This window comes from Kribbella sp. NPDC023855, from assembly GCF_040639475.1.
Lineage (GTDB): Bacteria > Actinomycetota > Actinomycetes > Propionibacteriales > Kribbellaceae > Kribbella.
In genome coordinates this window covers 14,167-32,839 of the sequence record NZ_JBFAAA010000005.1, presented here as the reverse complement: position 1 = coordinate 32,839, position 18,673 = coordinate 14,167, and the positions used below count along the sequence as shown (strand labels likewise).

Below are 18,673 nucleotides of genomic sequence, written 5' to 3'. Positions count from 1 at the left end.
TTCTGCGCGGCGCGCCCGGCTGCCCCGGGCACCGGCCAGGTGGTCGCAACCTCTCACTCTCGTCCGCTCGCGGCGCCCCGGCAAGGTGTGGAGCCCATCCAGAAGGCGCGGAGCAGCAGAAGACGCCAGGCAAGGCCAGCCAGCGTTCCGCGCGGTCACTTCCTGTTATCGGCTGATCCCGTTGTGGGAGCGGCGTGCGTCAGCGCACCACGACGCGGTGTGTCGCGGTGATCCAGCTCTGTCAGCCGTCATCGCGTGGTGCGGTCCCCCGACGCACTTACTCGCGCCGTCGCGACGGCCCACAGGTGACCTCGGGGCCTGACAGCAAATACCGTCCGCAGCGCGGCCGACAGGTGTCGCACACAGTCAAGCTCTCCGCGAACCATCGCTGACCTAGTCGCTTGCCCCCGGGCGAGCTCGTCGAACACCGCGACCCCGACAGAATTGACCTTCACCCATTCCCGACGGCCCGGCTGGTACCTGCTGGCCGCTCCCTTGACCACCAGCCCCTCCACACCTGAGGCCTTGAACGCCTCCAGCCAGTCCCGCGCTTCAGCGACGTCGGCAGTGACTGGAGACAATTGCGACGGCGGCCGCCACGCCGCCGCAAGAATTTCCAGCCGGCCACGACGTGCAGTCCAACGCATCGGCCGCACGTCGACGTTCCCGACCGCAAGCACGTCGAACACCACCAACGAGGCCGGCTGCGCCGGTGCCAGACGGCGCCGAACGGTCGCGGCGGTGTTCACCATCCGGTGCCGCAGCGCGTCGAAGTCCATCCGCACACCGCTCCACACGACCAGCTCGCCGTCCAGTACACACGGTGTCCACCTGCTCGGCGAGCGCGGACTGGACGTCGGGGAACTTCGCGGTGAAGTCCTCGCCGTTGCGCGACCACAGCCGCACCTCACCCGCCCGGCACACCGCGCCAACCCGCCTAGTTGACCGAACTACCCACCCGCACCGATTGGCATGGCGTTGGGCCCGGGGAGTTATTCTTCGGCCCGGGCCAATTCCAGCGCTACCGGCCCGAGAGAGCGGGACCCAGCTCGACCACGCTTTCTGTGTTGCTCTACGCAAGCTTCTGGTGCATCACGCGAGCGTGTCAGGCCGATTGCGTCACCGAACTGCGGCTACCCCCTGACCCCCTAGCAGCCATCGACTGCTGGGTCCGTGCCAGTGCAGGCGATTCGCGGCAGCGTCGGGCAGTGCGGGAACCAATCGGACAGCCACGTCTCACAGCAGCACGGCCGGCCTCGGAAGACCGGGCGTGCTGCTGGCGCTACTGATCAGCTGATTGTCAGAATCTTGTTCGCAGTCAAAGCCTGCGCGTGATCCGCATCCCCCGGAAACCAGACCCGGTAGGCGATCTGTCCGCGGGTGGCCGGCTTGATCCCGAACGCATACTTTCCAGAGGTGCTCAGCTTCACCGCCGCAATCGACTTCCACACCTTGCTCCCGTACTGCTGCAGGTAGACCGTTTGCCCTGCATGCGCCGGAGCGACGTATCCGCTGAATGCAGACACCTGTCCAAGCCGTATTGCTGCCGGGGCGAGCGTTGCGGAGATCGTCGGTGCGACCTGCACAGTGATGTCAGCGGTGCGCGTGCCCATCAGATCGGCGTTGCCTGGGAATGTGAGCATGTACACCGACGACATGGTCGGCTGGTGCGTCACCGCGACGGTCCCCGTCGACGTGGTCTTCAAAGCCGCGAGCAACGCGAACTTCGACGAGTTCTTCGGCCGCACATACACGTTAACCGGCAGGCCCGCGTACGCCTTGCTGTCGATCCGCACTGTGCTGCCCTTGAGCGTGATCGACCCGCCGTAGTTGACCAGTGTCGACGTCGTACGGATCCCGGACTTCATCCCGAGCAACTGCTTCACCGCGACCGGACTGGCCTTGCCGCTGCGGTCTTTCACCCAGGCCGCGTACGTGTAAGTCACGCCCTGCGCGAGGCCTGTGTTCTTCACCGCGGGCGCCGTACCCGCGTAAACGAGCGAACCCGTGGTCAGTGTGGGCACGGTGCTGTTCGGATTGCGCCGCACGATCACCTGATCGAGATCCGATATCGCCGGGATCTTCCAACTCAGGTTGGCGGCCAGGTAGGCGCCGCTCCCCGCGAAGGCCGGCTTCGCCGGTGCCAGGTCAATCGTCGTGAACAGGCTGCTGAACGACTGCAGATAATTGGAGGAGGCAGCGTCTTGCACACCGTCGACGGCGACCCTGTACGGCGTGTTGTCAAGGAGCGACGAGTTCGGCGAGAGCACCGCCGCGTTCGCCTCCGCGCCGTACGCCACCGCGGCTCCGACCGTCGCACCGGTCTTGACGTTGAGCAACCGAACTGTTGTGGCGGTGACACTGTCCGCCTTGACCGGCCGCGCGAACGTGACGGACGGCCGGACGGTGAGAGCGACGCCCGCCGACTGATCGATCGGCTGCGCATCCTTGACCGGCCAGGTGTTCATCGAGGCGCCCGTGTCTGACCCGGAGCAATCGTAGGTATCGACCTTGTAGGCACGAGTGTCACGCGAGCCGTTGTAGTTGCGGACCGACAAGTACGTCGTGCCAACCGGAAGGTCGACACCGATGCGCACTAGTGATGGCCCGGGCTGCTCGACACCGCTGTGCTCACCCGGGTATCGCTGCTGCTTCCACGCGACCGTCTTCAGTGATGCGTCGTAGACCGTCAGCACCGGCGCGAAGTTCTGCGCGTACTGCGAGGAGTCGTAAACCGGGCCGTTGACCTCGACGCAGAGGTTGCGCGTCACATTGGTGGTGATCTTGTACCAGTCGAGGTCGCCCTCTGTGCCGATGCTCCCGGTCGCGGATCCGGCCGGCTCGATCGCTGTCGCACGAGCCGGTAGGTCGTTGACGTCCTGAGTCCCGGGCGCGAAGTCTGGGGCCCACCTGCCGCCGAGTGCGTGGTACGCGTCGAGGACGCCGGCGCCGTAGTACACGTCCGTTCCGCGGGTGCCGGCGTCCCGGGCGGTCGACTTCAGCCGCTCGATGACCTGAGCCGGCGTCAAGGCCGGCCACTTGTTTCGCACCAGTGCCGCAACGCCGGCGACGACCGGCGCAGCGAAGGACGTGCCCGCCAGCTCGATGAAGTACGGCGAACTACCGGCGGGGGTCAGCGCGCGCGGCGCAGTACTGGTGACGCCGAAGCCGGGCGCGGCGATGTCGACAGTGGAACCTGTGCTGCTGAAGCTGGTAAGTACACCATTGCCGTCCGTGGCGCCGACCGACAGCACCTCGGGGTAGGCGGCCGGGTAGTGCGAGAACTCTGCCGTACCGGTGTTACCCGCGGAGGCCACCACCAAGACGCCCTTCGCGGCCGCGTTCTTGATCACATCGTGGAGAACCGAGTTGGGTTGCTCGCTGCTGAGCGACATGTTGATCACCCGTGCCCCGACCTTGACTGCCCAGTTGATTCCCATGACCAACTTGCCGTCCGACCCGTCGCCGTTGTCATCGAGAACCTTCACCGGCCGGATCTTCGCGTCCCACGCAACCCCGGCGATCCCAGCGCCGTTGCCGGTGCCGGCTGCGATGATGCCTGCCACCGCCGTACCGTGACCGTCGCCGTCATTCGGGGGCAGCGCCGTGTTGAAGAGGTTGTATCCAGGCAGCAGGTGGCCAGCGAGATCAGGATGCCCTGCATCTACGCCGGTATCGAGGACGGCAATCGTCTGCGACCCGGCCGACCTACTCAGGTCCCAGGCCTGATTGACCCGGACGGTTGGCAGATACTTCTGGTAGTTGGCGTACAACGGGTCGTTCGGAGTGGCGGACTTGTGCCGGATGTAGTTGAGCGATGCGAGCTCGATGGCCGGATCGGCCTTGACCTTCTTCAACAGCTCCGGCGCCGGCAGCTCGCCGGTCACCGTGACGGCATCCTCCGTGACAGCCACGTTCGCCCTGCCCTTCACCTTGGCGAGCGCGGCCTTGCGTGCGGACGGGGTGGCCTTCCGCTTGAATTTCACCAGCACGGACTTTGCGTCGTACTCCGGTCCGCCGACCGGCTTCTGCAGGGCGGTCTGGGCCCGGAAGGGACGCGGTTGGGCGGAGACGTCAGCCGTGCTGGATGACCCGGTGACGGCCACCATCGTTGTCGCGACCATGACGGCCGGAAGCCCGAGGCGCAGTAGAAGAGCAGGACGGAATAACAACGGTACTCCCGGGGAGCTTCCAGAACGGGCAGATCCAGCGCACCTCAAGGGCACCGGCAAAGGTCAGGAGACTTGTATCGTCCAAGGCCCGCCAATAGCAACCCCTCTGCACCTTGCTGCAGCCGCGGTCACGCGAACGACGGAACGGAGCGGGATCGGCGGAGGGTCGCCATGCGTTCGAGAGCTGCACTCATTCCCTCAAGGCCCAAACCCTGACCAAGCGCTGACAGTGGCCGCGGACCAAATCGCGGTGAATCTGGTCGAGGAACTGCTTGACCCACTGCACACACAGCGCGGAATCCGGAGCCGAGGTTCAAGATCCTGGTGCAACACGGCCCCGCTGAAAATTCCGCTCACCGAACCCGGGGCCGAGTGATGCGCGGTGCGGTCGGGCTGACAGCTTGATCGCACGGCTGCGGGCTGTTGCCGACTTTAGCTGGCGGCCTTGAGGAGGAGATCGTGTTGGAGCTTTGCGATGTCGGCGGCGAGCTGGGTGTCGGGGCGCAGGCCATTACCGGTTTTGTTGGACTCGGTCACCGTCACCTGGGCGAGAACCTTGCCGACCACGAAGTTCACGTTCGCGGTCGCCGTGTACCGCGTCGAGTTCTTCTTCAGTCCTGAATCCGTCCAGGTGCGCGAGATGCCCTCGACCCTGAACTTGTCGCCATGCTCGTACTGTCCCCAGAAGCTCTTCTGGAGCGCCACGGCGCCGTCGTGAGTGCGGAACCGATACAGGTAGACGACCAATCGCCGCTCGTCGGACGACATCCGGATGCTGACGTGGCCCCGGACGAATCCGTGCCGGGAGAACAACTGCCGGTCTTCCTTCGGTGTCCCAGACAACATGCTGACGAACCGCTCGAGATCGAACGGTCCGACCCGTTGCTGATCCCAGTCGCGGGACGACGTCTGGGTGAAGGTGTCGGATGGGACGACCAGGCGGGCGAGATCGATTTGCCTTGGCGTGGCAGCCGGCGTGGTCGGCCGGGGCGATACGGCTCGTGGCGGTGTCGGGGCGGGAGTGTGCGGCGCGGGGGTCGTCGAAGCCGTCGCCGATACCGTCGGCGGCGGTGCGCTCTGTTCAACGGAACTGCCGCAGCTGACGAGCATCGACACAGCGAGCAGCGCCACACCGGCACGGATCATCATCTGTTGTATATCCTCACTGCCGGACTCAGTGGTTCGGCCGAAAACAGACCCTACCTCTAGCGCTCATAGATGGGCTGCGGCTGCCCGGGACTTCATTGACTTCCCCGCCGCCCCAGCCGGCAGCACCGTCAAGTGAGGCCTGTGGGTCTACCAATCCAGCAACGTCAGCGGGCAATTGATCCGGTTGCTGTGAGATCCGGTCCCAGAAACCATCCGGCGCACCGCCAGTCCAGTCGTAGGCACTGTTAGGCATCCGACACCGGTATGCCGAAACGCTTCGGCCGTCTGGCGCGATAGGTCAGCGGGGAGGAACCGGGAAATTGGTGAGGCGCTGCTGTTACTGCGGGCAGCGGCCGCAGGACGACGCCGACGTCATCCTCCGGCTGCGTGCCTTGTGGACCGTTCTGATTATTGATCCGGTCGAGGCTGCCGGCGAGCCCGAGCTGGTCGACGAGGAGCTGCTCGACTGGGTTGCGGCCACCGGATCTCCACGCCCTGACCCGCATGCCCACCCCTCCCCGTGCGGCTGGGCGGCACACCCGCCCGGCCGGCTATCCACGGCTGCAGATCCCGGACTTAGGACAGCCAGCCACCCTTAGCGGTGTGTGACAGTCCGCGTGCGAATCTGCGGTTCCGGGTACCGGGTTGTTGTCCCGCGCCAGCATGCTCAGGGTCAGCAAGTACGAGGGCCCGGCCGCCGCACCTACCCCCACCGCGCGGCCCGCTCGAGCCGCTGCCCACGGTGCGCCAGTCGACGCTGCGCCAGGGGTGCCGAAGCAGTGGCCCCGGGCAATCCCTGATCGGCTGTGGGACGAGTTGTTCGCGGCGCATGTGCTGTCGGGCCTGCGCCGCCGGGATGCGCTTAGCAGATCCTCCTCAGTGTCAGTCGTCCGGTCCAAGGACGTCTGCTGCTGGGTGCATCAATTGCAGCGGCGAGAGGTCACCGTCGCCGACTTCGGTGCCACGTATGCGGAAGTCTCTCAGGCGACGGCCCATGGGACCGGTCAGCGGAGCGAGCGTAGCGATCGCGCCGCCGAAGGTGATACGGACCTTTCTGAGTTCGGGGAGGTCGGCCAGGTCGGCCAGATCCAACGCGACTTCGCGCGACGTGAACAGCCGACGCATCGACGACGGCCGTCTACATCAACGCTGAGCACGTTGTAGTCGAACCTCACCCCTCACCCACCTGCCTCCACTGCCTAGTCGAACGTCGAGCGCAGGCGCGATGTTACGCAGAACGCAGTTCAGCGCACACTGTCACGAGCCACGCTGTCATGCCGATGTGCGTGCCGTGCGGTTGGGCCCGCGCTGCGGAACCTAGTCGAACTTCTGCTGGCGCACCAACCTGTCGTAGGCATTCTGCTCGACCACCTGCGCACCCGTATCGGTGGTCCTTGAGCGGCCGAACGGGTAAGGCGAGCACCTGTACGCCGAGACCTGCTCTGAGAACCCTGGCGAACCGGCCTGATCGAACTCTGCGACTGCCCCGTACGAGACATCGCGGGGCGGTGACCATCTCCCCCTCACGACGAAACCCGCTACACGACGGCAACCCGAAGCACCTTCGTCAGCAGACTGGGGATGAACTACCCGGACGCCGCCAGCACCACAACACGCTCAATGGGCACAGCAATGTCGTTTCGCGGCTTAAGCTCGTGGCCTCCTCTCCTGAACTGTCACGACAACAGCCAGAGTCCAGAGGCCAAGAGCCCTGCCCGGCGGCCGCGGCCGGGCAGGGGCCGCGTGTCGTGCCCGGTCACGAATGAAGAGTCACTACCGACCAGCGACCTGGATGGTTGGGCGAATCAGAGGTCGCACCACTCACCGAGGCGCGTCGGGTCACTACTTCTAACGAAACTTTGGAGTGCCTTCCGGGCCGCTGCGGTGTGCTGGACGAACTCGCCGGTGAAAACCGTTTGCTCGCACCTCCATGTACCCGGACCTATACCAGTCAGTTGATCGAAGAGGCCGAGGAGGTGATCAAGATCAATTGCCCTCTCCGTCGCCTGGAAACGACCTGACTCGATTGAGGTTGCGACCACGACCGCTTCATCCTTCGACACAATGCTCACTCCTGACGCGGCCACGGCTTGGGGTTCAAGATCGTTGCCGCCGAGCGTCCTCAATCGCGACCTGATCGGCCCCCTCGCCTCGCCTCTCACCCTTCGCCAGGGCTCTCCCAGGCCGCTCTGACTACGCCGTCTGAATCCGGCACCACGGCACACCACCCACCCAAGGCCGCATCCGCCAGCATGAACTGCAGTCCCCCGTCCGCGACTTCGGCGAAGCTATCGGCCCTCCTGGATAGGCGCGGTAACTGAGCTGGCCAGGCATGAGTGGAGCTTCGAACGCAGTGAAATCTTCATCCAATAGCCCCGCGTCGAGCCGCAGGTCCGGGTTTGCGACAACGCAGAGGAGCGAGCGAGGCCTTTCGGCCTGTGCCACCTCAGCTACATTTCCTGCAGTCACCCGGAACCATCGGCAGCCGTACGCACCGTGCGCCCAGCGCTCACACAAGAGCACTAGCCCATCGGCCGCCGCTCGAACCGAACTCCAAAACTCGTCATTGACGGCGTCATCGACAAGTTCCGACTCCTCCTCAGGATCCAGGTCCGAGGTGCGCCACTCAAGAAACAGATTGAGCTCATCAGCGAATCGATCGGCGAACCACACATCGCTCACACCACAGGTCGTGCTCCTACCGGCCTTGACCGTCCAGGTCCTGGTGCTGTTGCAGCCGATCATGTATTCCTGACCCTGGCCGCCCTTGCTACCGATCAGCTTCGCCTTGGTCTCGTCGTATGCCTTTTGATAAGTGGTCTGTTTCTGCGATGACACCTCACGATTGCCGATCTCCTCCACCACCGGCGGATTGGTCACCGAGACAGGCAAATTGCCGTTGCCGTCCGGCCCCAGCGCCTTGTTGATGTGCCCGCCAGTCTCGACACGGCTGATCGGGTTGCCGCCCGCGAAGCCATAGCGGTTGGTGTTCCACGGGTCTGAACCGAGGGCAATGTCTGGCAGCGCGCCGGCGTACATGTCCCGGGACAGGAACCGGTTCAGACCCGGGTTGCACTCGCGGAACCCCATGTCGTAGGTGCCGGTGGCGCCGTTGAAGCGGGAGCTGTTGAAGCGGTACGGGTTGACGACGTCGGCGTCGGCGGTCGGGTTGCCGGTCATCGCGTCTTCGCCAGTCGTGCCAACCTTGTCGGCTTGGCCGTAGGCGGTGTAGCGGTACGCCGACGTGGTTTGGCCGGTGACGTCCGTCAGGGTTTCTACGTCGCTGTGGGGGTTGGTGCCGTAAAAGAACTTCTTGCTGGTGGTGGTGTTGCGGGGGTGTCGGTCAGGGAGAGGCTTTCGCCGGCGGCGCCGTAGGCGTAGGACTTGGTGACCTTGTAGGCCCCGGCGGTGTCTTTTTGCTCCTCGAGCGCTACCTGGTCGGCCAGGCCGACAAACGTGAAGCGGGTGCTGACCGCTTGGGCGGTGCCGACCTTCTTCGACTCCGCAGTCGTCCGGTCGAACGGATCGAACGCCGCCATCTTCACGAACAGTTGCGTGCCGGCCGAGTCGAACTTCTGCTGCCGGACCAGGCGGTCGTAGCCGTCGTAGGCGTTCTGTTCGATCACCTGCGCGCCGGCATCGGTGGTCGTTGAACGGCCGAAGGGGTCGTAGCGGTGGTTCAGGGTGGTCGCGCCCGAGACGGTCTTGATCAGGCGGTTGCGGTCATAGGTCATCGTCGACGTGGTCGCGCCGATCGTCTGCGAGGTGACGTTGCCGGCCGCGTCGTAGATGTACGACTCGTTGTCGCCCTTCTCCGCGCCGGTCTTCGTGACCGACTTGAGCTTCCGCGCCGGCGTGTACACGTACGTCGATGCCTGGTCCAGATAGTTGCTCGATCCAGGCTGATCGACCTTCTCGACATCCTGCGACCGGTCGCCGTCGAGGGTGTAGCGCAGCGAGTGCGACGACACGAGTTGCGCGCCGTTGGCGCCGCTGGTCTTCTCGACCAGCGTCCGCAACAGGCCGTCCTCGTGGTAGGTCTGCGTGGTGACATTGCCGTTCGGCTTGGTCACCGTCGACCGCAAACCCCGCGGGTCATAGGTGTACTGCCAGGTGTCCAGCGACGATGTCGGGGTCGTACCGGCTTTCACGGTGTCGACGAGGTTGCGGACATCCCAGGTGTAGCCGGTGTACCGCTGCACCCCCGGATTGTTGCTGTCGGCAACACGCTGGGCGGAGGTCGAGAGCGGGTTGGAGTTGAGGTCGTAGGTGTAGTCGGTCTGGCTCTTCCTCGTCGCGCCCTTCAGTTCCTGCACCTGTGTGGTGCGGGCCAGCCCGTCGTAGCTGACCTTGAAGGTGTCGGCCAGCGCGTTCGGGTTGTTGTCCTTGACCTCGACCTGCTGACCGTTCTGGTCATAGCTGTAGGTGAAGGAGCGCGACTCGACCGGGTTAGTCGACACCAGCTTCACAGCATCGGCGACAACCACACCTGCGGTCGCCGGCTTCAAGGTGACGGACTTGGCGACGCCGTTCGGGAAGCTGTAGTTGCCGAGATTGACCCACGGGTTGGCCGCGGTACAGGCCTTCTGGTCGACGGTCTTGGTCGCCGCGCCGCCGGAGTGATTGATCGTGTACGTCGCCGCAGTGGTCGAGTCCGTGCGCACCGGACACGACGCATTGACGTCGAACGAACCGGCCACATCGGGCATGACCCGCCAACTGAAGCTGTCGGCCGCTTCCGGTGCACCTACCGCAGCGGCAGCGTGCGTCCGGTAGTTCGCGCCTTGGGTGTTGACGCCGCCCGCGACAGTCGCCCAGGTTCCCGTGAGGGTTGTCTGCCAGATGTCGGCATTGTCCATCACGTCCACCGGCTGCTGCGCGGCCGTGTCCGAACGCGACTGCAACGCCCCATCAGGGAAGAAGCCCCACGCCTGGGTGCGCTTGGCATCATCTCCCGGCACCGACATGGTGCGGTTCGTCTGCTGACCCAGCTGGTTGTAGCCGTAGGTCGTGGTGATCTGCCACGGGTCGGTCGAGGTCTTGATGTCGCCGGACTTGTAGTAGGTGAAGGTTGTCCACTGGGTGCCCGAGCTACCGAAGGTGGGCTCGGACTGCGCCTTGACCTGGCCTACCGGGTCGTACTGGATGAACGTGCTCGACGGCGTCTTGTAGACCGGGTCCGCGGTGTCGAACGGGCTCTTCTTCTGGATCGGCCGGTTCAACTTGTCGTAGACGGTCTCGGAGTACAGGCCGCTCGGCTGTGTCTGACGGGTGACGTTGCCGGCCTCGTCATAGGTCAGCCTGGTGACCCGGTCCTGTTGATGCACACCGATCGGGGTGTGCGGGACGCGGATCGCTATCGGCTGACCGGCCTCGTCGTACACGGTCTGCTTACGGTGGCCGAGCGCGGTGATCTCCGCCGTCACCAGACCGTCGGCGTCGTACTCCGTCTTGCTGGTGTAGCCGGCCGCATCGGTAGCCGCCGTGACCCGGTGATTGAGGTCGTACACCGCCTTGCTGGTGTAGTCCGTGGCCGGTGAAGCGTTCTTCAGCGGGTCGATCACGGTGATCTGGTTGCCGGCCACGTCGTACTCGAAAGTCGTCGTCGGCGTCTTCGTGGAGCCGTCAGTGTCGACGAACGGCGTCTCCACCTTCAGCACCTGACCGACACGGTCGTAGCTGTACTTCGTCACGAAGTCGTTCGGGTCCGCCGCCGACGCGACACCCTTCGGCGCCGTCTGCGTCAGCGGTCGGCCCAGCACGTCGTAGGTGTAGGACAGCTGACGACCGGTCGTGTTGTTGTCCGGCAACGTCTTGGTCAGAACGTTGTCCGCGGCATCGAAGTCCGACTTCGTCGGCGCGCCGTTCGGGGCCGTCTCCTTGGTGACGTTGTCGTTGAGGTCGTACTCCGTCGCCGTCGTCCGCGTCTCGGTCTCGTCGTAGGGCGTCGTGATCTTCGTCGGGCGCCCGAATGCGTCGTACTCGGCCTTGGTGATCCGCCCGAGGCTGTCCTCCACCTGCATCACGTTGCCGCGGGGGTCGTACTGGAAGTTCGTTGCCGCGAGTGCCGGATCGACGATCTTCTGCGGATAGCCGTTGTTGTCATAGTCCTGGTACTGCGTCACGTTGCCGCGAGCATCCATCGCTGTCGCCAGCGTGCCGTTTTCGTTGTAGCTGTACGTCGGGCCGAAGCCCCGACCGTCCTTCACCGTCTTGAGGTTGCCGTTGGCATCGTAAGTAAAGGTCGAGGCGCGGCCGGCCGCGCTCGTCTTCGACTTCAACACCGTCGGCGTCGCGCCGGTGGTCAGGGTCTCGTAGGTCAACACAGCGCCCGCCAGGCCGTTCTTGACCGCCATCGCGTCGCGAACCTTCAGCGGATAACCCGTCGTCGGGTCGTACTCCCAGGTCGAGACCGCACCGTTGAGCTCCTGCAGCCGGATGACGTTGTGATCCCGGTCCCACGCAAGCAGCGTCGACTTGGTTCCCCCGACCGCGTTCTGGTTCGCGTCGACGATGCTGGTGGTACGACCGAAGACGTCGACCCGGTACGTCGTCACCGACGGCGTACCGCCATTCACGTCCGTGACAGTCGCGACAACCTCGTTGGACGGCGACGCTTCGTGGTCGGTGTAGGAGAAGGTCGTGTCGTTGTTACGACGATCCGTATACCGCTTGACCCGCCCCGCTTGCTTGGAGTCCTCTGTCGCGGTGTAGTACTCCACCTTCGTCTCCGCGTTCCGCGGATCCTTGACCGAATTCAGCTTCGCGTTGTTGTTGGTCGACGCGGCGGTATAGCCGAGCAGGAACGTCTTCACCGGCGCACCCGGCCCGAACGTCTTCGTGCCTGGGTCGAACTCGCCACCGTCCTCCAGCTTGATCAGCTGGTCAGAGGCGTTGTAGTTGAACTTGAGCGCTCGTTTCGAGATGTCACTAATCCAAGAGACGAGGCCGTTGCTGGGGTCGTAATCGAGTGTCAGCACCGTGCGCCGCGAATCGGCGACCGATGTCAACCGACCGTTCGGGTCGCAGTTGTACGACAGCGCGTTCCCGTTGCGGTCCACCACCGAGGTCTGACGGCCGGTAGTCCCGTTGAAGTAGAAGCGGGTGCCGTCAGGCCGGCTGAACACCCATTGGCGGTCCGGCTCAGCGGTCTCTTCACGCCTCAACTCGAGGGCGACACCAGCCGGACGCGTGTAAGTGACCAACTGGGGGGTCGAAGTAGCGACCTTGTAGTAGTGGGTCGTGCCGTCGCCGTCGCCGTCGCCGTCGATGAACGACACCACGTTGTTGTTCGACTCCATCAGACCGGTGCCGAGCCTGGCCAGCGTGGCGGCCTGCACCGAGACGCCGTACCCGGCCTTCGAGGCACCGTCCTGGCTGTTGTATGCGAGCCTGACGAACGCCGACGGGCCGATCGACGGATTCGACATCGCATCGTAGGACCACACAACGTTGCCGTTGTACAAGTTCGTCAGCAACTGCGAACCAGCGCCGGTCTCCTCACCGGCGTACGACAAGAACTTCTCCAACCCCAACTGGGTGGACGTCGCGGTTTCCACGTAGCGGTCCACGCAAAGGAATCCAGTGGTGACGACCGCGCAACCCTGGCTGGGCCTGGCGATGTTGGGCGACGGTGGGTTCTTCGTTGAGAACCACTCCGTCCCAGTCCACAGGTCCAGATAAAGATCGTAGGCCAGGCGCTCAGCCCCTGTGTCCGCGTTGATGGGCGTCTCAATCGGAAGCTGCAGCGCGGCTGCCTCACCGGGTGCCAGCGCCTTGCCGAGCGGCACGAGGTTGCGGTCGCCGGGCACGGTGATGTCGACGGGACTCCTGACCTCGGTCCATCGGTACGACAACTGCAGGCCAGCCGGCCACGCCGTGTTCGATGTGTTCGTCACAGTGACCGGCGTTGTCACCGTGGTGTTCGGTTTGAACCGCTCAGGGATTTCGTTGGCCTCGTAGGTTTGGGCGTCGTTCTTGATCAGGGACTCGATCCACAGGCGCGGGCGGAACAAGGTGTCCGGAGATTCGCTGTTGGTGATGCTGAGCAGTTGCTGGCTGGCCATCTCGTCCTCCGTCTTGAGGAGGAAGCCGTGGTTGTCGCCGGGGTTGTTCACCCACGCCTGGACCTTCGTGGTCAACGGCAGAGACCCAAAGGTCAGACGCTGCGGGTCGTCGGTCGGACTTACCTCGCCGAGCTCCGTCGACTCGTAGTCACCACCGGGAGTCGTCCAGTTGATCGTGGAGGAGGCCTGGTTCCAAGTCGCCTCGTCTTCGACGAAGTCCTTCGTCAAAGCGTGCAGTTCGAAGTTCGCCTGCCCTGTGCCCGACCCGTAGTTGGAGTACAACTCCACCCGGGCGTCGGTGACCTTGGTGCCCTGCTTGACAGCTTCGGTGTCGAACTCGAACACCGCCCGCTCGTCGCCATACACCGGGTGGTTGTTGCCAACCTGCATCCAGTAGCGCGTCGTGGTGCCACTGTCGGGGCGGGAGACCACCTCGGTCGGCTTGGCGGCGCTCAGGGTCGTGTCGGAGATGCCGTTGGAGATGTTGCCGGAGAACGACCGCACGATCCGGCCCTCGCGCGGCGTCGTCACCGTCTGCACGTTCGATGCCGCGCGGCCGTTCTGCGCGCCGTCGCCGACGGTCTTCGCTACGACCCAGTAGTTGTAGGTCGCCGGCTCGGTCGCCGACCACGGTCCCGCCGACTCGTCCGTCCACGACAGCATGTCTGACGCGACAGTCCCGACCAGCTTTAGGCCCTGGGGATCGCTGGTCGAGAAGTACTCACCAACAGGGTTGGTGCATTTGCCGGGCAGCTTCCGGCAGCCGCGGAAGATCTGGTACTCGACCAGGTTGTCGCTTTCGTCGGTGGTCGGGTCTACGTACTCGTCCCACTTAAGGTCCGGGCCGCTCGCCTGGATCGTCGACGGCGCCTCGAGCTGCACACCCGGCTCGTCGTAGGTGATCACCAGGTTGGGACGGGCAGCCGTCTCCTGGCCGTACGACGTCTCGCTGGCGCTGTAGTACAAGCCGCCGACCAGCCCTGTCGTGCTTTCGTCGACGCGCTTGAGCATCACCCCGAAGTTCTGGGACGGATCATTCACCCACGACTGCACATACGACCCGAGGGCGAACGAATGCCACGCGTCGCGCTGACCCGCGTCCTTGGTCTGGGTGGAGAACTCCGTCCAGCTCACCGCGTCAAGATCATCGGCGCCGGGACCGGCACACTCCTAGCCGGCATCTACAGACTGTTCGCAGCACGCCGCGATCGATGATGAAACACCAGCGGATCGAACTGGTCGTCGGGGCGGTGCATCGCATGCTGCTGAAACAGTCAGCTGCCAAGATACACAGGCGGTAAGATACCGAATGGCCAAGGAGTCCTGCGAAGGATGGCGGAGATGGTGAGACAGCGACGCGAAGATGTCGTGGCGGAACTCAACGCCGAACTTCGCAATTTGGTCGGCAGATCGGTGCTGTTCCAGCAAGCTGTCGCGGAACGGCTCGGGCTGAATGTCAGTGACCTCAACTGCCTCGGCCTGCTGGCGCAGCTGGGCCCGGTGCCTGCCGGCCGTCTCGCCGAGGAACTGGGGCTGACCACTGGCGGAACGACCTTCGCCGTGGATCGCCTCGAGGCAGCGGGCTTCGTACGCAGGGAACGCGATCCGAAAGACCGTCGACGCGTCATAGTGGTTCCGGTCAGCGGAGTCGAGAAGGACACCGCTCCACTATTCGATTCACTGGGTGCCGCAATGGCGGAGCTGTGCAAGAACTACACGCGGGATGAACTCAGCCTCATCGCGGGATTCATCCGCAAGGCGGCTCCCATGACTCAACGGGAGACGGCCAAGCTCCGGTCACATCGCTGACGGAATCAGAAAGTCGTCACCCGTAAACCACCGTGACCCACCGTGGGCCGGGAGGCCGTCGGTCCGCCTCGAAGGACAGTCGCCCGCCGCCTAGCCCTGGGAAGCCGAGCTCAGAAGCTGCTCGAGCGCGAACGTGATCCAGGCCGCTTCCGCTTCATGGATCGCGACGTCGTACTCATCCGCGAGCAGAAATTGTCGTGGCTCGCCGGCGCAGCGTCGTTCGAGCGCATTTCGACGAACCCCGACGGACCTCTGAAGGGCGAGGAGCCTCGTTCGGAGCAGTTCCGTTGCTTCATCGGGATGCAGGCTCGACAGCATGACGAGACCGGCCCTCAGCCGAGGGAATTCCTTGACCGGGACAGTGATGAGATCGTGCAGCCCCTGATGCAGTTCCCTGCAACCGGCGTCAGTGATCCGGTAGACCGTCCGTGCCGGTCGCGCACCCGGACGGAAGGTCCCCACCACTTCCAGGGAGCCGCGCTTCGTCAGGTCCTGGAAGACGTTGTACAGCGTGCCAGTTCCACCGGGCAGGAACCCGTCCTGATGACGAGCGCGAAGCAACCTCGCCACTTCGTACGGAGGCATGGGCCCTTCCAGCAACGCGGACATGACACCTAACGCCAGCACCGTCGTCGCGGTGCGTCGCTCAGCCACGTCTCACCTCCGCCCTTGTTGTTGTAGAAGTCGGCGTTGCGCGCCCCGGCGCTACCAGATCGGTTGTCCGACGAGGTCGTTGCCATGAGTGACCTTTCAGATGATTTCGATTCCGGTGCGGCTCAGCTTGGCGCTAGTGCTGCTGCACAGCCTCCGGCGATGTGCCGATCCTCGATGTGATGTTCGGCTTGAGTTGGATGAAGATCCGACGATCAGCCGATTCCCGACTCGCGGAGAGGCGGAGACCTGCGCCTACGCGGCGAGGCACGCTTCGGTACGGGCCGTGCGGGACGCCGGCACCCTCGCTCCGTCGGGATCCTGCGTTCAGCCGATCGTTCGCGCCGCGCGACACCCCAAGGCGCGACCGTACCCAAGGGACTCCGGCCTGAGGCGGCCAGTGTCATCTCCGTTGGCACCTTTTGCACGCGGGCCTCCGGCGCAGGTAGTACGCGTAGGCGGCGGCGCCGAGCGCGACTCCCCACACGGGCAGCAGAGCGCCAGGGCCGACGGTCCCGAAATCCTCGCCGATCGCGCCGTCAGGGAAGTATCCCGACACAGCTGCTCGGACCCATCCGACCCCAGAGCTGGTCATGAGGAAGGCCACCACCACCGCCGGGACTATCGCCGTTCGCGGCCGCACGGGCCGGTGACGCAGTCCTGGAATCCATCGGGGAAAGACCTCGCCCCAGCGGAAGACCAGCCCGGTCGTGAGCACCGCGCCACCCAACGCGAGACCCGCCATTGCAGCACCGGCGACGAAGATCTCGGGCGCGTCCGCGGCCTGCTCGGTGAGGAACTTCTCCGACACTCCGAACGGAACGCCGAACGCCCAGGAAATCCGTGTCGTCGCGTACACAACCGGTGGAATCACGGCAACGATCACTGCCCACCGCCCCCACCGGGCAGCGCCGCACGGCAGGGTCCAGGCCACAGTGACGTCGCCCCGACCGCAAACCAGGCATTGCCCCGCGGTGCGTCGCCTGAACACGACCGCCGTCGCCGCCCAGAGAGCGCCCAGGGCCATCAGCAGGATCTGGTTCAGGATCGGCCACGACAACTGACTCGAGATCGTCACATCAGGCGGCCACCCGAACGGTTTCCCTACGATCAGCACGGGGATGTGAGCTACCGCGACGAGCGGGCGACCGTCCGGGATGACCAACGCGTAGGCGACAGCCTGGGTCCAGGCGAAGGCGGACAGCAGGACACCCGTCCCACCCATCGTGCGCCGCCTCGTCAATATGACGGCGCAGGCCGCTCCAGCCAGCCCGAGCCCGAAGACCCAGCGCGCCGCGGAGCTTCGAGTAACGCTCTCCAGGAGCGACTGGTGATAGGCCAGTGGGTCATTTTCCACCCCGAACGGGAACCCACGCCCGCCTGCCATCCAGTACAGCCCTGCCAACGCGTAGGTGAAGCTCGCGACAGCGGTCAACCAGGCGAGCCGGCTCGCGGTACTGCGCACTGGGGCGGTTTGAGTAGCCATGCAACGACTCTCTCGCGACCGTTCGGCCCCCGACATCCGCTGAACGGCAGAACGGCGCACCTCTCACCGGTGACCCCTGTCACCCCGATCGGGACGGGCATCGACGCAGACCCACCGTTCGGCAGATGTCGCAGGGCGACGCCGGCTGCTTACCTGGAGAGGTGACCGATCCGCCTCGGTGTACGTATCGGCGCCTCTCGAGCCGTCGGTTCGGTCATCGTTGCCGAGTCCTCGACTACGGCATCAGTTCAACGAACGCAACTGGAGGACGGCACATGACGGAGATGGAACGGTCGCTCGGACGCAGCGGACGGCGCACGAGCGCGTTGGGTATCGGCACGTGGGCGATCGGAGGGCCATGGACGTTCGACGGTCGCCCGACCGGCTGGGGCGCAGTCGATGACGACGAAAGCATCCGGATGATTCACACTGCCCTCGACGAAGGTGTGCGCCTTATCGACACTGCCGACTGCTACGGCGCCGGCCACAGCGAACGGATCATCGGCCAGGCCCTTCGGCAGCTCCCTGCACGGGTGCGGGACGATGTCGTCATCGCGACCAAGTTCGGCCATGTCTTCGACGAGGAGACCCGATCGGGAAGCGGCACCGACGTCAGCCCCGAGGCGATTCGGCGAGCCTGTGCGGCCAGTCTGCGACGCCTGGGCCTGGAACGGATCGATCTGTACCAGCTGCACGGTGGCGTCTCGACGCCTGAAGAAGCAGTCGCGGTGGTCGAGGTGCTGGAGGACCTGGTGTCCGAAGGACTCGTGGCCTCCATCGGAACGAGCTCGGACGCCCCCGAGATCCAGGCCGTGTTCGCCACGTCGCAGCACGCCTGCGCCGTACAGACCCAAATCAACGTGTTCGGGCGCAACGACCAGGCTCTGCTGGCCGCCGAGAAGCACGAATTCGCCGCGTTGGCACGCTCGCCGCTGGCGATGGGACTGCTGACAGGCAAGTACGATCTCGCGAACAGGCCACCCGCCGACGATGTCCGCCGGGACACCCCGTGGTGGACGTACTTCGACGACAAGGAGATGCCTCAGTGGCTCGCGCGACTTGATCAGGTTCGCACTCTGCTCACGGATGGCGGCCGAACACTCGCCCAGGGATGCCTGGCCTATCTGTGGGGCCTGAACCCCGCGATCATCCCGCTCCCCGGCGCCCGGACGAGCCGGCAGGCGATGGAGAACGCTCGAGCCATGACGTTCGGTCCGCTGGCGGCGGAGGCTGTCAATCAGATCGACGAGCTGCTGGCAGGCTCTCCGGAACGCCACGGCTGAGGCGTCCACCATCACGCCGGAGAGCACATGCTCAAGGATGGCAACTGGGCCAGGTTC

11 protein-coding genes are annotated in these 18,673 nt (G+C 64.9%); 2 read left to right on the top strand and 9 right to left on the bottom strand.

Annotated features, from left to right (window positions below; genetic code table 11):
• Nucleotides 1–248 precede the first annotated feature (248 nt).
• The 7 genes from AB0F51_RS19185 to AB0F51_RS19155 all read right to left on the bottom strand — a co-directional run bounded on the left by AB0F51_RS19185 (nucleotide 249) and on the right by AB0F51_RS19155 (nucleotide 14,521).
• Entirely contained in the window at nucleotides 249–911 is a 663-nt protein-coding gene (locus AB0F51_RS19185; protein ID WP_360282538.1) for a hypothetical protein, read from the bottom strand.
• 378 nt (nucleotides 912–1,289) lie between these two features.
• Nucleotides 1,290–4,124 carry a S8 family serine peptidase gene (locus AB0F51_RS19180; protein WP_360281616.1) on the bottom strand — a complete coding sequence of 945 codons (2,835 nt, stop codon included), beginning with the start codon at nucleotides 4,122–4,124 and terminating at the stop codon, nucleotides 1,290–1,292.
• Nucleotides 4,125–4,604: 480 nt separating this feature from the next.
• Complete coding sequence (locus tag AB0F51_RS19175; protein WP_360281614.1) at nucleotides 4,605–5,321, bottom strand: hypothetical protein; 717 nt, start codon at nucleotides 5,319–5,321, stop codon at nucleotides 4,605–4,607.
• 245 nt (nucleotides 5,322–5,566) lie between these two features.
• A complete protein-coding gene (locus AB0F51_RS19170; RefSeq protein ID WP_360281612.1) occupies nucleotides 5,567–5,827 on the bottom strand; it encodes a hypothetical protein in 261 nt (86 codons plus the stop codon).
• Nucleotides 5,828–6,203: 376 nt separating this feature from the next.
• A complete protein-coding gene (locus AB0F51_RS19165) occupies nucleotides 6,204–6,446 on the bottom strand; it encodes a hypothetical protein (protein WP_360281610.1) in 243 nt (80 codons plus the stop codon).
• A 1,068-nt stretch (nucleotides 6,447–7,514) separates the two neighbouring features.
• Nucleotides 7,515–8,591, bottom strand: a complete 1,077-nt coding sequence (locus AB0F51_RS19160; protein ID WP_360282536.1) for an RHS repeat-associated core domain-containing protein — start codon at nucleotides 8,589–8,591, stop codon at nucleotides 7,515–7,517.
• 5 nt (nucleotides 8,592–8,596) lie between these two features.
• Complete coding sequence (locus AB0F51_RS19155) at nucleotides 8,597–14,521, bottom strand: DNRLRE domain-containing protein (protein WP_360281608.1); 5,925 nt, start codon at nucleotides 14,519–14,521, stop codon at nucleotides 8,597–8,599.
• A gap of 198 nt (nucleotides 14,522–14,719) precedes the next feature.
• On the opposite strand from AB0F51_RS19155, the gene AB0F51_RS19150 reads away from it, so the two are divergent.
• On the top strand, nucleotides 14,720–15,196 hold the full coding sequence (locus AB0F51_RS19150) for a MarR family transcriptional regulator (protein WP_360281606.1): 477 nt from the start codon (nucleotides 14,720–14,722) through the stop codon (nucleotides 15,194–15,196).
• A 90-nt stretch (nucleotides 15,197–15,286) separates the two neighbouring features.
• On the opposite strand, the gene AB0F51_RS19145 is transcribed toward AB0F51_RS19150, so the two are convergent.
• Both AB0F51_RS19145 and AB0F51_RS19140 read right to left on the bottom strand, forming a co-directional pair.
• Nucleotides 15,287–15,850: a PadR family transcriptional regulator gene (locus tag AB0F51_RS19145; RefSeq protein ID WP_360281604.1), complete on the bottom strand. Its 564-nt coding sequence runs from the start codon at nucleotides 15,848–15,850 to the stop codon at nucleotides 15,287–15,289.
• A gap of 400 nt (nucleotides 15,851–16,250) precedes the next feature.
• A complete protein-coding gene (locus tag AB0F51_RS19140; protein WP_360281602.1) occupies nucleotides 16,251–17,333 on the bottom strand; it encodes an NYN domain-containing protein in 1,083 nt (360 codons plus the stop codon).
• 275 nt (nucleotides 17,334–17,608) lie between these two features.
• Here AB0F51_RS19140 and AB0F51_RS19135 point away from each other — a divergent pair, with 275 nt between their 5' ends.
• Nucleotides 17,609–18,616, top strand: a complete 1,008-nt coding sequence (locus AB0F51_RS19135) for an aldo/keto reductase (RefSeq protein ID WP_360281600.1) — start codon at nucleotides 17,609–17,611, stop codon at nucleotides 18,614–18,616.
• The last annotated feature ends 57 nt before the right edge of the window (nucleotides 18,617–18,673 follow it).

What these genes read in the sequence shown, in the direction of transcription:
- AB0F51_RS19165 (WP_360281610.1), bottom strand. Translation starts at nt 6,446, where the DNA reads ATGCGTCGGCTGTTCACGTCGCGCGAAGTCGCGTTGGATCTGGCCGAC.
- AB0F51_RS19150 (WP_360281606.1), top strand. Translation starts at nt 14,720, where the DNA reads ATGGCGGAGATGGTGAGACAGCGACGCGAAGATGTCGTGGCGGAACTC.
- AB0F51_RS19180 (WP_360281616.1), bottom strand. Translation starts at nt 4,124, where the DNA reads ATGGTCGCGACAACGATGGTGGCCGTCACCGGGTCATCCAGCACGGCT.
- AB0F51_RS19140 (WP_360281602.1), bottom strand. Translation starts at nt 17,333, where the DNA reads ATGGCTACTCAAACCGCCCCAGTGCGCAGTACCGCGAGCCGGCTCGCC.
- AB0F51_RS19170 (WP_360281612.1), bottom strand. Translation starts at nt 5,827, where the DNA reads ATGCGGGTCAGGGCGTGGAGATCCGGTGGCCGCAACCCAGTCGAGCAG.
- AB0F51_RS19175 (WP_360281614.1), bottom strand. Translation starts at nt 5,321, where the DNA reads ATGATGATCCGTGCCGGTGTGGCGCTGCTCGCTGTGTCGATGCTCGTC.
- AB0F51_RS19135 (WP_360281600.1), top strand. Translation starts at nt 17,609, where the DNA reads ATGACGGAGATGGAACGGTCGCTCGGACGCAGCGGACGGCGCACGAGC.